General features: G+C 67.3%; 8 protein-coding genes. 3 read left to right on the top strand and 5 right to left on the bottom strand.

Annotated features, from left to right (window positions below):
* Positions 1-785 precede the first annotated feature (785 nt).
* The 4 genes from prpF to OXS31_RS17645 form a co-directional block, all read right to left on the bottom strand.
* Positions 786-1,931, bottom strand: coding sequence for a 2-methylaconitate cis-trans isomerase PrpF (gene prpF, locus OXS31_RS17660; RefSeq protein WP_027600075.1), 1,146 nt, complete (start codon positions 1,929-1,931; stop codon positions 786-788).
* Positions 1,932-1,951: 20 nt separating this feature from the next.
* Positions 1,952-2,842, bottom strand: a complete 891-nt coding sequence (gene yghX / locus OXS31_RS17655; protein ID WP_027600074.1) for a YghX family hydrolase — start codon at positions 2,840-2,842, stop codon at positions 1,952-1,954.
* A 109-nt stretch (positions 2,843-2,951) separates the two neighbouring features.
* The gene (locus OXS31_RS17650; RefSeq protein WP_267401000.1) at positions 2,952-7,070 is read right to left on the bottom strand and encodes a CheR family methyltransferase; all 4,119 of its coding nucleotides are present in this window, start codon (positions 7,068-7,070) and stop codon (positions 2,952-2,954) included.
* A 1,008-nt stretch (positions 7,071-8,078) separates the two neighbouring features.
* Positions 8,079-10,412, bottom strand: a complete 2,334-nt coding sequence (locus OXS31_RS17645) for a DNA polymerase II (protein WP_267400998.1) — start codon at positions 10,410-10,412, stop codon at positions 8,079-8,081.
* Positions 10,413-10,622: 210 nt separating this feature from the next.
* On the opposite strand from OXS31_RS17645, the gene OXS31_RS17640 reads away from it, so the two are divergent.
* Positions 10,623-11,315: a 3'-5' exonuclease gene (locus OXS31_RS17640; protein ID WP_077171514.1), complete on the top strand. Its 693-nt coding sequence runs from the start codon at positions 10,623-10,625 to the stop codon at positions 11,313-11,315.
* 85 nt (positions 11,316-11,400) lie between these two features.
* On the top strand, positions 11,401-12,444 hold the full coding sequence (locus OXS31_RS17635; RefSeq protein ID WP_267400997.1) for a zinc-dependent alcohol dehydrogenase family protein: 1,044 nt from the start codon (positions 11,401-11,403) through the stop codon (positions 12,442-12,444).
* A 5-nt stretch (positions 12,445-12,449) separates the two neighbouring features.
* On the opposite strand, the gene OXS31_RS17630 is transcribed toward OXS31_RS17635, so the two are convergent.
* The gene (locus OXS31_RS17630) at positions 12,450-12,941 is read right to left on the bottom strand and encodes a hypothetical protein (RefSeq protein WP_169742435.1); all 492 of its coding nucleotides are present in this window, start codon (positions 12,939-12,941) and stop codon (positions 12,450-12,452) included.
* Positions 12,942-13,184: 243 nt separating this feature from the next.
* Here OXS31_RS17630 and OXS31_RS17625 point away from each other — a divergent pair, with 243 nt between their 5' ends.
* Positions 13,185-14,204 carry a branched-chain amino acid aminotransferase gene (locus OXS31_RS17625; RefSeq protein WP_144948034.1) on the top strand — a complete coding sequence of 340 codons (1,020 nt, stop codon included), beginning with the start codon at positions 13,185-13,187 and terminating at the stop codon, positions 14,202-14,204.
* Positions 14,205-15,020 lie beyond the last annotated feature (816 nt).

Here is a 15,020-nt window from a genome sequence, read left to right as displayed (position 1 = left end):
CGCTGCGCTCAACCCAACCTACGCGGTCGATCTCGGCCGTAGGGTGGATAACGGCGCAGCCTTATCCACGAATGGAGCCGGGGCTTGCCCAGTGGAAAACGCTGCGTGGTTTTCCACGCTACGCCAGGACATCGGCTGGATCGCGGCCATGGGCCGCTCCTACGGGAAGCGGTCGCGCCAGGCTCGACCGCCCCCTCTCCCTCTGGGAGAGGGCTGGGGTGAGGGCGCTCCAGCGCAGAGGTATCCCCGCTCTTGGGCTTCGCTGCGCTCAACCCAACCTACGCGGTCGATCTCGGCCGTAGGGTGGATAACGGCGCAGCCTTATCCACGAATGGAGCCGGGGCTTGCCCAGCGGAAAACGCTGCGCGGTTTTCCACGCTACGCCAGGACATCGGCTGGATCGCGGCCATGGGCCGCTCCTACGGGAAGCGGTCGCGCCAGGCTCGACCGCCCCTCTCCCCTGGGAGAGGGCTGGGGTGAAGGCGCTCCAGCGCAGAGGTATCCCCTCCGTTGGGCTTCGCTGCGCTCAACCCAACCTACGTGGCCGTAGTGTGGATAACGGCGCAGCCTTATCCACGGATGGAGCCGGGGCTTGCCCAGTGGAAAACGCTGCGTGGTTTTCCACGCTACGCCAGGACATCGGCTGGATCGCGGCCATGGGCCGCTCCTACGGGAAGCGGTCGCGCCAGGCTTGACCGCCCCCTCTCCCTCTGGGAGAGGGCTGGGGTGAGGGCGCTCCAGCGCGGAGGTATCCCTCCGTTGGGCTTCGCTGCGCTCAACCCAACCTACTCTGCCGGTACCCGTACCCAGCCTTCCATCAGGCGCCGGGCGCTGCGGCTCATGCTGGCCTTTTCCACCTGCCAGACGCCGCCGACCTCGCGCGCCCGGGCGCCGACCGCCACGGTGCCGGCGGTATGGCCTATGCGGACCTGGCGGCCGTCCAGGTCGCCGGTCAGGGTGTGGACCAGGGTCCCCGGCAGCGCCGCGGCCACCGCCACGGCGACCGCGCCGGTGCCGGGGATGGCGTGGTGCAGCTTGCCCATGGAGATCATCCGCGCGATGACGTCGAGTTCCTCGGCCTGGACCTGCTTGCCACCCGCCACCCGGTAGGTCTGGGGTGGGGCGATCAGGCACAGCTTGGGCGTATGCGGCCGCTCCGCCGTGGCCTGGGCGGCGGTCGCGGCCAGCCCCATGGCCACCGCGCCCGCCGCGCGCAGGGCCTCCAGGCGCGCCAGCAGCGGCCCATCGCCGTTGACCTGCGCCTGGGTTTCGGTGCCGCTCAGGCCCAGGGTCTCGGCGCGCACGAAGACGGTAGGATTACCGGCATTGAGCAGGGTCACCGGCAGCCGGCCCAGTCCCGGGACGTCCAGTTCGTCGACCGCCCGCCCGGTGGGCAGCACACTGCCGTCGCTGCCCGCCGGATCGAGAAAGTCGAGCACCACCTCGGCGGCCGGAAAGGCCACGCCGTCGAAGCGAAAATCGCCCTCCTCCTGCACCTCGCCATTGGCCATGGGAACGTGGGCGAGGATGCGCTTGCCCAGGTTGGCCTGCCAGATGCGCACCCTGGCCAGGCCGTCGCGCGGCGCCTGGACCAGGCCCTCGCTGATGGCGAAGGGGCCGACGGCAGCGCTGAGATTGCCGCAGTTACCCGACCAGTCGATCACCGGTACCTCGATGGCCGGGGCGCCGAACAGATAGTCGACGTCACAGTCCGGGCGGCAGGACGGCGCGATCACCACCACCTTGCTGGTGCTGGAGGTGGCTCCGCCCAGGCCGTCGATCTGCTTGCCGTAGGGATCGGGGCTGCCGATCACCCGCAGCAGCAGCGCATCGCGCGCCGGACCGGCCGGCGGCAGGTCGCGGGCATGAAAGAACACGCCCTTGCTGGAACCGCCACGCATGTAGACGGCGGGGATACGCAGTTGCGGCATCAGAGGTCTCCGTCAGGTGCCTAGGCGAGATAGCGGCCGAACCAGCCCAGGGTGCGGTCCCAGGCCAGGCGCGCAGCGGCTTCGTCGTAGCGCGGGGTGGAATCGTTGTGGAAGCCATGGTTGGTGCCGGCATAGCGATGCACCTCGTAGGTCTTGCCGGCCGCCTGGAGCGCCGCTTCGTAGGCGGCGGCGCCCTCGTTGATGCGCGGATCGTTCTCGGCGTAGTGGATCAGCAGCGGCGCCTTGATCGCGGCCACCTCCTCGGGGCGCGGCTGACGTCCATAGAAGGGCACGGCGGCAGCCAGTTCCGGGTAGGCCACGGCGGCCGCGTTGGCCACCCCGCCGCCATAGCAGAAGCCGGTGATGCCGACCTTGCCGGTGCTGAATTCGTGACCCATCAGGGTTTCCACGGCGGCGAAGAAATCGTTCATCAGCTTTTCCGGATCGACCTGCTGCTGCAGTTCGCGACCCTTGTCGTCGTTGCCGGGATAGCCGCCCATGGCGGTCAGGCCATCCGGCGCCAGGGTCAGGTAGCCGGCCTTGGCCAGGCGCCGGGCGACGTCTTCGATATAGGGATTGAGGCCGCGATTCTCGTGGACCACCACCACCGCCGGCACCTTGCCGCTGGCCTTGGCCGGGCGCACCAGATAGCCACGGACGCGGCCATGGCCCTTGGGCGAGGGGTAGTAGACGTATTCGGCGACGATGTCCGGATCGGTGAACTCGACTTGGGTGGCCAGGGCATAGTTGGGCGTCAGGGCCGCCAGCACGCCGGTGGCCGACAGCCCCAGCACCGCGGCGCAGGCGCCGGCGCGGTCGAGGAAGTCGCGGCGGCTGATGCGACCGTGCACATAGAAGTCGTAGAGCTCGAGCAGTTCGGGCGAGAAATCCTTGGCGGTGAGACGGGTCATCGCGGCGCTCCTCTGGCGGGAAACGGGGCCGCCGGCCCGGTTGGGCGGGCGCCCCGATGGCTCCCGAGTGTGCCGCGAATCGTCTGACTAAGCTACCGTCCGCGCGCCCTCAACCGGACGCCTGCAGCTCCTGCAGGATGGCGATCAGCGCCTCGAAACTGACCGGCTTGTTCAGATGCCGGGCGAAACCCGCCGCCCGCGCCTTGTCGATGTCCAGCCGGGTGCCGTAGCCGGACAGCGCCACCGCCGGCGTGCCGACATTGCGATCGCCCGCCCGTATCTGGCGCAGGAATTCGTGGCCGTCCATCTCCGGCATGCCGATGTCGGAGAGGATGACGTCGAAATCCTGCGCCTGGGCCAGCGCCAGGCCGCTCTGGGAGTCGGTCGCGGCGGTGACCAGGATGCCCTCCTCTTCGAGCAGCAGTTGCAGGGTCTCGACGATATCGGGGGAATCGTCCACCAGCAGCACCCGCAGCCCGACAACGGACTGGCCTTCCGCCTGCGCCTCGTCCAGCTGGCGTTCGTCGTCCTGGCACAGCGGCAGCCAGACGCTGAAGCGCGCGCCCAGGCCAAGGCCCTCGGAATGGGCTTCGATGCGCCCGCCATGGGCCTCCACCAGCTGCTTGACCAGCGCCAGGCCGATGCCCAGGCCATGCTGGGCGCGAGCGGTGTATTTCATTTCCGCCTGGCCGAACATGTCGAACACCCGCGGCAGGAAATCCGCTGCTATGCCCTGCCCGGTATCGGTGACGTCCAGCCGCGCCTCGTCGCCGTCCACCCCCAGGCTGATCTCCACATGGCCGCCGGCCGGGGTGAACTTGATGGCGTTGTTGAGCAGATTCCAGACGATCTGGCCAATGCGGGTGGCATCCGCCTGGACATGCAGCGGCGTCTCCGGCAGCCGGGTGCAACTCACCTGCACCTCGCCTGCCAGCGGACGAATCACGTCGGCGATCTCGCGCAGCTGCTGGGCCAGGTCCAGACTCCGGCGCTCCAGCTTGAGCTTGCCGGTACGGATGCGCGACAGGTCGAGCAGGTCATCGATGATCTGTGCCTGGCTGCGCACCGCGCGCTGGATGGCTTCGGTAGCACGGCGCGCCAGGGGTACCTCGCGCAGCACCGGCGAACGGGTCAGCAGCTCGCTGTTGAGCTGGATGAGATTGAGCGGGTGCTTGAGTTCATGGGACATCACCGCGAAGAACTCGTCCTTGAGCTTGCCCAGCGCCTGACTCTGGGCCAGGTGGTTGGCCGTTTCACTGGCGCGTACGTGATCGGCGGTGGCATCCCGGGCGATCTTGGCGTAGCCCTCACCGCCAGAGGCGTTGCTCATACGGCTGAGCACCCCGGTGCAGTACAGCCGGCTGCCGTCCTTGCGTCTCAGCCAGCGTTCGTCGTGGGCGACGCCCGCTTCCCGGGCCTGGCGCATCTCGGCGTCCGGTACCTGGGCGGCGACGTCTTCCGGGGTGAAGATCAGGCCCATTGGCTGGCCCAGGGCCTCGCGCTCGCTGTAGCCGAACAGCCGGGTGGCCCCGCCGTTCCAGCTGTTGATGATGCCGGCGGCATCCAGGGTGACGATGGCGTAGTCCTGGATGTTCTGCGCCACCAGGCGCATGTTTTCTTCGCCGGCGCGGGCGCGATCCTGCGCCAGGCGCCGGTCGGTGATGTCGATGAAGGTCAGCACCGCGCCCTCGATGCGATCCTCGGCGGTGCGATAGGGCAGCAGTCGCGCCAAATACCAGCGCTCGTCCTGGCTGCGCACCTCGCGCTCGATCAGCCGGAGCGATTCGAAGACCTGGTTGGCGTCGGCGGCCAGCTCGGGGTAGTCCAGCCGATGGGTGATGTCGAGCAGCGAACGCCCGGTATCGCTGACGATCATGTTGAAGATGCTCACCGCGCGCGGAGTGAATCTCTTGATGCGCATGCCGCGATCGACGAACACCGTGGCGATGTCGGTGGAGGTGATGAGGTTCTGCAGATCGTCGTTGATCTTGCCGGTTTCCTCGATCTTGGACTTGAGCTCGTAGTTGACGGTGATCAGTTCCTCGTTGATCGATTGCAGTTCTTCCTTGCTGGTCTCCAGTTCCTCGGTGGCCGACCGCAACTCCTCGTTGATCGCCTGCAGCTCCTCGTTGGACGCCTTGAGCTCCTCGGTAGAGGTCTCGGACTGCTCGATGGTCAGCTGCAGCTGTTCCTTGGTGCGCTGCAGCTCGGCCTCCAGCTGGGTGAGCACGCTGTCCTTGGCCTCGGTGTGATCGCCGCCGGCGTCGGTGCTCATGACGTCTTCGACTTCGTCGAAGAGCACCAGCATGTAGTCGGTACTGGTGTCGCTGTCGCGGAAGGGGCGCACCACCATGTTGATGTAGTAGCTGCGGTCGTCGCGCTGGATATGCACGCGACGCGCCTCGACGCTCTTGTTGCTCTGCAACGCCTGGAACAGCGCCGTACGCAGCTCCAGGCGCAGTTCCTCCAGCACCAGCGCTGGCAGGCTGTAGCTGGGCTCGCCGCCGACGTAGCGCAGGAAGCGCCCGGCCCGCTCGGACATGTGCACGATATTGGATTCGCGGTCGACGATGATGCTCGGCGGCGCGTACTGCTCCAGTACCCGCTGATGCACCTCGGCGAAGGAGACCTTCTTGCGCCGGCCGACCTGGTGCGGCGGCAGGCGCACGCTGTGCATGCCCGGATTGAGATTGAGCAGCGGCGTGGGCCGCACCACGCTGGTGGTGTGCTTGGCGCGGTAGATGCGGTTCTTCTTGTCCACCGTGGCGAACAGACTGCTCTGCACGTCGGCCGACTCGGAGCTGCCGAGGAACAGATAGCCACCCGGCTTGAGGGCGAAATGGAAGGTGTGCAGGATCTCGGCCTGCACCTCGCGATCCAGATAGATCAGCAGGTTGCGGCAGCTGATGAGATCCAGGCGGGAAAACGGCGGATCGCTGAGCAGGTTGTGCTGGGCGAACAGCACCTTCTCGCGCAGCTCCTTTTTCACCCGGTACTGATTCTGCTCCTTGAGCAGGTGCTGGCGCAGGCGCGCGGGGGCGACGTCGGTGACGATGGAGCCCGGATAGACGCCATGCCGGGCCACCGCCAGGGCATGCTCGTCGAGATCGGTGGCGAACACCTGCAGCCGGGCGCCGGACTGGCGCAACTCGGCCTGTTCGGTCAGCAGCATGGCCAGCGAATAGGCTTCCTCGCCACTGGAACAGGCGGCGCTCCAGACGCGCAATTCCTGGTCGTCTTCGTTGACCGGCAGGTGCTCGAACAACTCCGGAATGACATCGCGTTCCAGGGCCTCGAAGGCCTCGCGATCGCGAAAGAAGTTGGTTACGCCGATGAGCATGTCCTTGAGCAGCGCCGGCGTCTCTTCCGGATGCTCATGGAGAAAGCCGGCATAGGCCGGCATGTCGGCGATGGCGTTGACCTGCATGCGCCGCTCCACCCGGCGCAGCACCGTGGCGGTCTTGTACTGCTTGAAATTGTGTCCGGTGCGGGTGCGCAGCAGGGTGAGGATGTCGCGTAGCGCCAGCTGCATGGCCTTGCTGGACGGACCGGGCACCCGGGACTCATAGTCCAGCTGGCGCAATTCGCTCTGGCTCAGGCTGCTGATGGTGGTGGCCAGTTCCAGCAGCTTCTGCGGCATCTCCACCACGGGCAGGATGAAATCCACGGCGCCCGCGGCGATGGCGCTGCTGGGCATGGAATCGAATTCGGCATCTTCCGGCGCCTGGGCCAGGGTCACCCCGCCCTGCTCCTTGATCCGCCCCAGGCCCACGGCACCATCGGCGCCGTTGCCCGAGAGGACGATGGCCACGGCATGGGTCCGGTGCACATCGGCCAGGGTGCGAAAGAACAGATCCACCGCCACATGATCGCCCTGGGGGCGTTCCGCTGGACTCAGGCGCAGATAGCCATCGTTCATGGTCAGGTCATGGCCTGGCGGAATCACATAGACCTGCTCGGCCTGGATGGGCACCGGCTGGGTGACCTGATGCACCGGCAGGCGGGTAGCGCGCTGCAGGATCTGGTCAAGGTTGCTCTGGTGTTCCCGCGACAGGTGCATCACCACCACGAAGGCCATGCCGCAGTCGGCCGGCAGGGCTTCGAAGAAGCGCAGCAGGGCCTGGATCCCCCCGGCGGAAGCCCCGATTCCCACCACCGGAAACGGCAGATCACTGGGGGTCAGGTGCTTGGAACTGTTGGGTTTGGCCACATCTGCCTGTTTGCTCATCTATCCGCCGTCAGAAAATCCGCAAGAAATCGTGATCGCCGCACCTGCACCGATCCAGCCAGGCCCTCCTCCCTTTCGCCCGGAAAAGGCCTGCCGCCGGCCGAGTATAACGAGCGCACGCCAAAGGGGCGGCCCTCATCCTGCCGCAAGAAGGCGTGGATCGGGGTGTACCGCCTGAATGGGACTGACGAGCGTCGGGCAAGTGCGAGCGAAACGCGGGAAAGGGCTGGGGTGAGGGTGTCCCACGGTCGGCCAATGGCTACACCGGAAACTACGCGTGGATGAGGCTGCGCCGTCATCCACCCTACACAGGACCCACCCCCCACGCCGATTCGCCCCCTCTCCCGCCTGCGGGAGAGGGCGGGGGTGAGGGTGCTTCAGGCGGCGCGAGTGGCCACGTCAGGAAGCACGCGTGGATAAGGCTGCGCCGTTATCCGCCCTACGCCGAACTCACCCCCCACGCCGATCCGCCCCCTCTCCCGCCTGCGGGAGAGGGCTGGGGTGAGGGTGTTCCTGGCTACGTGAGTGGCCACACCGGAAACTACGCGTGGATGAGGCTGCGCCGTCATCCACCCTACGCAGGACCCACCACCCATGCCGATCCGCCCCCTCTCCCGCCTGCGGGAGAGGGCTGGGGTGAGGGTGCTCCAGGCAGCGCGAGTGGTCCCGCCTGGATGCCCGCGTGGATAAGGCTGCGCCGTTATCCGCCCTACGCCGAACTCACCATCCACGCTGATTCGCCCCCTCTCCCGCCTGCGGGAGAGGGCTGGGGTGAGAGTGCTCCAAGCTACGCGATTGGCCCCGCCGGAAACTACGCGTGGATGAGGCTGCGCCGTCATCCACCCTACGCAGGACCCACCACCCACGCCGATCCGCCCCCTCTCCCGCCTGCGAAAGAGGGCTGGGGTGAGGGAGGGTGTTCCAGGCTACGCGAGTGGCCACACCGGAAACTACGCGTGGATGAGTTGCGCCGTTATCCGCCCTACGCGGCAACATCACTCCAGCCCCCTAGAACAACCCCATCTGCTGATCCAACAGCCGGTCGAAGCGGTCCCCGGCGAAGGGCAGGATGGCGTCGGCCACCGGGGCCAGCTGGCGCTGCACATAGTGGTCGTAGTCCGGCGGCGCATGGGGAAACTCGACCGGTTCGGCGCCGGCGGTGGTGATCAGGTAGCTGATCCAGCCGCCGCGGCGAAAGCGGCTGCGGCGGCCCAGGCGGGCGCCTTCCGCCTCCAGCAGGCGCGCCGCGCGGACCTGCGGCGAGAGGTTGCTCTGGTATTCCTCTAGCGGCCGGCGCAGGCGCTTGCGATAGACCAGCAGGTCGTCAAGGTCGCCGGCGCGGGTGCGGGCGACGAAGTCGCGCACATAGTCCTCATGGGGCTCGCCGGTGAAGATGCGCAGGTAGAGCTCGCGCTGGAAGCGCTGGGCCAGCGGCGACCAGTCGCTGCGCACCGTCTCCAGGCCCTTGAACACCAGTTCCGGCTGACCGTCCGTCCCGGGTCGCAACCCGGCGTATCTCTTCTTGCTGCCCTCCTCCGCGCCGCGGATGGTGGGCATGAGAAAGCGGGAAAAATGGGTCTCGTATTGCAGCTCCAGGTGGCTTTCCAGCCCCAGCTCGGTCTGCAGCTGCGCGCGCCAGTAGGCGTTGACCGCTGCCACCAGGTCGCGACCGATGCGCTCGGCCTCGGCCTCTTCGTGAGCGCGGCCGAGCCAGACGAAGGTGGAATCGGTGTCGCCATAGATCACCCGATGGCCATGCGCCTCGATCAGCTCGCGGGTCTGGTGCATCACCGCATGACCGCGCAGGGTGATGGATGAGGCCAGGCGGTGATCGAAGAAGCGGCAGTGCGGGGTGCCCAGCACGCCATAGAAGCTGTTCATGATGATCTTCAGCGCCTGGGCGAGGGGCGCATTGCCGGCGCGCTTGGCCGCATCGCGCCCCTCCCAGACCCGCGCCACCATCTCCGGCAGGCAGTGCCGGGTGCGATGGAAGCGCGCGCCGCGAAAGCCCGGTACCGTCTCCGCCTCGGGCAGCGCCAGGCCCTCCACCAGGCCCACCGGATCGATGAGAAAGGTGCGGATCAGCGAGGGATAGAGACTCTTGTAATCCAGCACCAGCACCGAGTCGTAGAGCCCGGGCCGGGAATCCATGACGAAGCCGCCAGGGCTGGCCTCGGGCGGCTGGGCGCCGAGATTGGGCGCGACGAAACCCTGGCGGTGCATCAGCGGCAGATAGAGGTGGTAGAAGGCGGCGATGGAGGCGCCATGCCGCTCCAGCGGCAAGCCGGTGACGCTGGCCCGCTCCAGCAGGAAGCGCAGCAGGCCGGTCTTCTCGAAGATGCGCGTGACCAGTTCGCAATCCACCAGGTTGTAGCGCGCCAGGGCGCTCTTCTCGCCGGCGAACATGCGATTGATCGAGGCCATGCGGTCGTGGGGATTGTCGATGGCCTTGCCCTCGCCCAGCAGGGTGCGGCTGACGTTCTCCAGGCTGTAGGAGGGAAACACCCAGGTCGCCGACTTGAGCGCCTCCACCCCATCGATGATCGGCCGCCCGGCCAGCAGGGCGTGGAAGGGCCGGCCCTGGCCGCCGGGTTCGTAGCGATCGTCCTCGACGGCGCCGCGGCCCAGGTGCAGGGTCACGCCCAGTTTGCGCGCGTGCTCGTGGAGCACGCGGATGTCGAATTGCAGCACGCTCCAGCCGATGATGACGTCGGGATCATGACGCGCCATCCAGGCGTTGAGGCGTTCGAGCAGGGTGGCGCGGTCGGCAACGTATTCCAGGTCGAAGTCCACCGCGGCGTCTTCCCCGGTCGGCGGGCCGAGCATGTACACCTGGCGCTGGCCGCAGCCGTGCAGGCCGATGCTGTAGAGCTCGCCGCGCTCGCTGGTCTCGATGTCCAGCGACAGGGTGCGCAGCGTGGGGCGGTAGTCGGGATCCGGCCGCAGGGGCGCGCCGTCGGCGGTGGGCAGCGTCACCGGCGCGGTGATGAAGCGCTCCATGAGAAAGCGATCCGCCGGGGCGATATCCGTCTCGTAGACGTCGATGCCGGCGGCGGGGAGGCGCTGCTCCAGTTCGCGCAGGGTGCGATAGCGCGGCGCATAGAGCCCCAGGACGGGGCGCCGCTGGAAGTCCTGCAGCGCCAGCTCGCGGATCTCCACCCCGGCCGGCAGCAGGCGCTCGATGTCCGCCCGTCGTGCGGCCGGGGCAAATGCCACCGCCTGTTGCCCCGGCACCCGCAGCTGGTGCGGACCGCTGTCGGTGGCGAACCAGAACACCAGCTCCATCCCGGTGGAAGTCTCGCGCCAGAGGCGTGTCAGCAAGAAACCCTGGACGGCGGCCAAAGCGGTGGCGCTCCTCGACATGGATGAAAGACCCATTCTCGCAAGGCCAGCCGATACAGGCGACCTCGGCGCGCCCGGTGGTCCGCTCGTCGCCCCCGCCGAATGGCCTGTGTCCTGTGGCGATGATCTTGCATCGAATGCCCACACCCGTCGTAGAGCCGACTGTTCGGCGCCTGGGCGCACCCTAGCTTTCAGTTGTCAGGCCGTGTCATGAATCCGTTGTCGTCGTCGTTTCCCACCGCTGCCGCACCCCGCTACAACGCCCAGCAAGCGCGCGTGCGCGAGCAGGCGTTTCGCTGGCTGGAACAGGACGTCCTGGTGCTGGATACCGAGGCGACCGGCCTGGGCGAGGATGCCCAGCTGATCGAGGTGGCGGTCATGACCCTCAGTGGCCGGGTGCTGCTCGATACCCTGGTCCGCCCAGGCATCGCCGTACCGCGCGAGGCGACCCTGATCCATGGTCTGACCGACGCCCACCTGGCCCAGGCGCCGCGCTTTCCCGAGGTGTTCGCCACCCTCTGGCCGCTGCTGCGGGGCCGCACCGTGCTGGCCTATGGCATGGCCTTCGACTATCGCCTGCTGGCGCACAATGCCCGCCTCCACGGCCAGGCCCTGCCGCCGGAACTGGAGCGCGAGACGCCGCCGGTGCAACTGGTGGATGGCACCCGCCTGCACTGCCTGATGCAGCTCTATGCGCACTTCTGGCAGGAGCCGAGTCTGGACAGCCGCAGCCAGGACGGCTGGCGCCGCAAGTCCCTGGCCATGGCCGCCCGCCAGCAGGGCGTCGTGGTGCAGGAAACCCATCGCGCCCTGCCCGATTGCCGACTCAAGGCCGCCCTGGTGCAGGCGCTGGCCGGGGAGGCACCGGCCACCTGGCAGGGTCTGCAGGCGCTGGCGGGCTAGCCGAGCGGCAAGGTACCGGCTGGCAGACAGGCTAACGCTGCGCGACTTGCCATACTGGAGTCGTCATCCCGCCCGAGGCCCCGCCATGAAAGCCGTCGTCTACGAAGCCTTTTCCGCGCCACCCCACCTGTGCACGGTGCCGGACCCCACTCCCGAAGCCCATGGTGTGGTGCTCAGGGTCATGGCCACTGGCGTCTGCCGCAGTGACTGGCACGGCTGGGTCGGCCATGACAGCGACATCGAATTGCCCCATGTGCCGGGCCACGAACTGGCCGGGGTGGTCGAGGCGGTGGGCAGGGACGTGACCCTCTGGCGCGTCGGCGACCGGGTGACGGTGCCCTTCGTCGGTGGCTGCGGCGCCTGTCCGCAGTGCCATGCCGGCCACCAGCAGGTCTGCGATCACCAGTTCCAGCCCGGCTTCACTCACTGGGGATCCTTTGCCCAGTACGTCGGCATCCACCAGGCCGATCTCAATCTGGTCGCCCTGCCCGAGCAACTGGACTTCGCCACCGCGGCCAGCCTGGGCTGCCGTTTCGTGACGGCCTTTCGCGCGGTGGTCGATCAGGGCCGGGTCAGCGCCGGCCAGTGGGTGGCGGTGCACGGCTGCGGTGGCGTCGGCCTCTCGGCGATCATGATCGCCCGCGCCCTGGGCGCCCAGGTGGTGGCCATCGACATCACCGCCGACAAGCTGGCCCTGGCGCGTCGGCTTGGCGCGGTGGCGACGATCGATGCCACCCAGGTGGCCAGCGTGCCCGAAGCGGTGCAGGAACTGACCGGGGGTGGTGCGCACCTCTCCCTCGACGCCCTCGGCCATCCCACCACCTGCTGCAATTCCATCGCCTGCCTGCGCAAGCGCGGCAGGCACGTCCAGGTCGGACTGCTGCTGGGTGACCAGGCGACCCCGGCGCTGCCGATGAATCTGGTGATCGCCCGGGAACTGGAGATCCTCGGCAGCCACGGCATGCAGGCCCATCGCTACGACGTGCTGATGGCCATGCTGCGCCAGGGCACCCTGGCGCCGGAGAAACTGATCGGCCGCGAGATCAGCCTGGCCGAATCCGGCGCGGCGCTGATGCACATGGACAGGTTCGAAGGCACCGGGGTGACCGTCATCACCCGCTTCGACTAGCCGGGCTAGTCGGCCTCCGCCGCCTGCAACACCCAGCGCAGGCCCTGCAGGTCCTCGGCGGACAGGGTCTCGCGCAGGCGGCAGAGGCGATAGTGAACGCGAGTGTTCATGGCCACCCACTCCAGGTCCTGGCGGGTGGGCTGGGCGACGAAGTATTCGCCATAGCGCTCGTCCAGCCCGGCCATGCGGTACTGGCCCTTGAGCGGCAGATAGATCTGGTTGTTCATCTCCCAGCGACTGGCGCTGCAGCCATGGAAGCGCACCTTGTCGCCAAAGGTGGACAGCTGGGTGCGAAAATCGGTGGTGGCATTGCCCGCACTGGTCTTGAACTGGCTGGCGATGACGCTGAAGACGATACCTTCCGGCGAAGGCGCGCCCCGCCATTCGATGACCCGGCGATTGAGCGCCGTGTCGAATCCATCGGTGAAGATACCGGCGGCCTGCGCCGTGAGCGTTGGCAGGGTCAAGGCACCCAGCAACGCCATCATTGTTTTCAAAACGAGCTCCTGGTGATGACCCCGGCGTCTAGCCTGAGGCAGCAGGCCGAGGCGGCAAAGGGCCAGCTTCAGACTTTGGAGACCCGATTGGCTGAAAGGTGCCCCCGCCGGTCCGGATAAGCGGTATCTTTCACAGTCTAGCGACGAGCCCGTCTCGTCCAACCCCTTGAACCGTCGCCGGCGAGGCGTACGGCCCGACCACGAAACGACCGGCCAAGCCGCCGGAGAGCACTGCGAGGATCTATGAGCGCTGCGGACATCGATTGGAAGACCCTCGGTTTCGACTACATCAAGACCGACTTCCGCTATATCGCCACCTATCGCAACGGCAGCTGGGGACCCGGCGAGCTGACTCGCGACAACCAGCTGCACATCAGCGAAGGCTCCACGGCCATCCACTACGGCCAGCAGTGCTTCGAAGGCCTCAAGGCCTATCGCTGCCAGGACGGCTCCATCAACCTGTTCCGCCCCGACCGCAACGCCGCGCGCATGCACAAGAGCTGCGCCCGCCTGCTGATGCCGCCGGTCCCCACCGAGATGTTCGTCGACGCCTGCCAGCAGGTGGTCAAGGCCAACGAGGCCTGGATCCCGCCGTATGGCACCGGTGGCGCCTTCTACCTGCGCCCCTTCGTCATCGGCGTGGGTGACAACATCGGCGTACGCACCGCTCCCGAATTCCACTTCGTGGTGTTCGGCATCCCGGTCGGCGCCTACTTCAAGGGCGGCATGACCCCGCACAACTTCGTCATCTCCAGCTACGACCGCGCCGCACCCCAGGGCACCGGCGCCGCCAAGGTCGGCGGCAACTACGCCGCCAGCCTGATGCCCGGCGCCCAGGCCAAGGCCGAAGGCTTCGCCGACTGCATCTACCTGGACCCCCTGACCCATCGCAAGATCGAGGAAGTCGGCTCGGCCAACTTCTTCGCCATCACCGGCGACGGCAAGTTCGTCACCCCGCGCTCCGAGTCGGTGCTGCCGGGCGTGACCCGCATGTCGCTGATGGACCTGGCGCGCGAGCGGCTGAACCTGGAAGTGGTCGAGGGCGACGTCCATATCGACCAGCTCGACCAGTTCGTCGAAGCCGGCGCCTGCGGCACCGCGGCGGTCATCACCCCCATCGGCGGCATCCAGTACGGCGAGAAGCTGCACGTCTTCCACAGCCTGACCGAAGTCGGCCCGGTGACGCGCAAGCTGTACGAAGAACTGACTGGCATCCAGACCGGCGACAAGCCGGCGCCGGAGGGTTGGATCGTCAAGGTCTGACTCGCGGTTGGTTTGGTTTGAAGAAGGCGCCTCAGGGCGCCTTTTTCATTGGACAAGGGGTTGGCGGTAGGTTGGGTTGAGCGCAAGCGAAGCCCAACGCTACGGTGCTACAGGCTTGGCTTTGTCGGTGCCTTGGCTGCTTATCGAGTGCGTTGACGGTTTTGATTTCGCCCACCCGGGCGAGTCACTTTTGCCAATCGCGGCTGCGCGCCCCGGACAAAAGTAACCAAAAACGCTTGCCCCGGACATCCGGCCCTCCGCTGCGCTCCGGGTCCGCTCACGCCAGCGCCGCTCCGGGGTCGGCCTACACGGGCCGTCCATGGCCCGTTAGGCCTCTCGCCGCATCCATGCGGCTCGACCCACTCCACGACACTGGCGTTCGCCCTCCTGAACGGGGCGATTCACGTGCCTGATGCTTTGGGTGCAAACCGGTAGGGTGGACAACGGCGCAGCCTTGTCCACGCGTTAAGCGTTACTCCCTCAGTGGAAAACGCTGCGCGGTTTTCCACGCTACAACCTATGAACACCCAAGTATCAGGCTTGCGTCCCGTCCCCGTCAGTGAGGCCGAGTGCAGGCGTTGCGCAGGGGAATGCGAGGCAGGACGCCGAGCAAGGCGCGAGGGGCAGGAGGCCCCTTCGTGCCGTGCCCCCGGAGCGGCGCCGGAGCGCGGGGACCCGGAGCGCAGCGAAGGGCCGAAACGTGGGGACAAGCGTTTTTGGTTACTTTTTTGGCGTTTGAAAAAAGTGACTCGCCCGGGTGGGCGAAACAGCAACCATCAGCAAACCACGATAATAAGCCAGTACAACAGCTCAAAC

This window comes from Pseudomonas sp. GM_Psu_1, assembly GCF_026544185.1.
Classification (GTDB): domain Bacteria; phylum Pseudomonadota; class Gammaproteobacteria; order Pseudomonadales; family Pseudomonadaceae; genus Chryseomonas; species Chryseomonas oryzihabitans.
This window is presented reverse-complemented; position numbering and strand designations above follow the sequence as displayed.

Coding starts and splice junctions, on each gene's coding strand:
- OXS31_RS17625 (WP_144948034.1), top strand. CDS start 13,185: ATGAGCGCTGCGGACATCGATTGGAAGACCCTCGGTTTCGACTACATC.
- OXS31_RS17650 (WP_267401000.1), bottom strand. CDS start 7,070: ATGAGCAAACAGGCAGATGTGGCCAAACCCAACAGTTCCAAGCACCTG.
- OXS31_RS17640 (WP_077171514.1), top strand. CDS start 10,623: ATGAATCCGTTGTCGTCGTCGTTTCCCACCGCTGCCGCACCCCGCTAC.
- prpF (WP_027600075.1), bottom strand. CDS start 1,931: ATGCCGCAACTGCGTATCCCCGCCGTCTACATGCGTGGCGGTTCCAGC.
- OXS31_RS17635 (WP_267400997.1), top strand. CDS start 11,401: ATGAAAGCCGTCGTCTACGAAGCCTTTTCCGCGCCACCCCACCTGTGC.
- yghX (WP_027600074.1), bottom strand. CDS start 2,842: ATGACCCGTCTCACCGCCAAGGATTTCTCGCCCGAACTGCTCGAGCTC.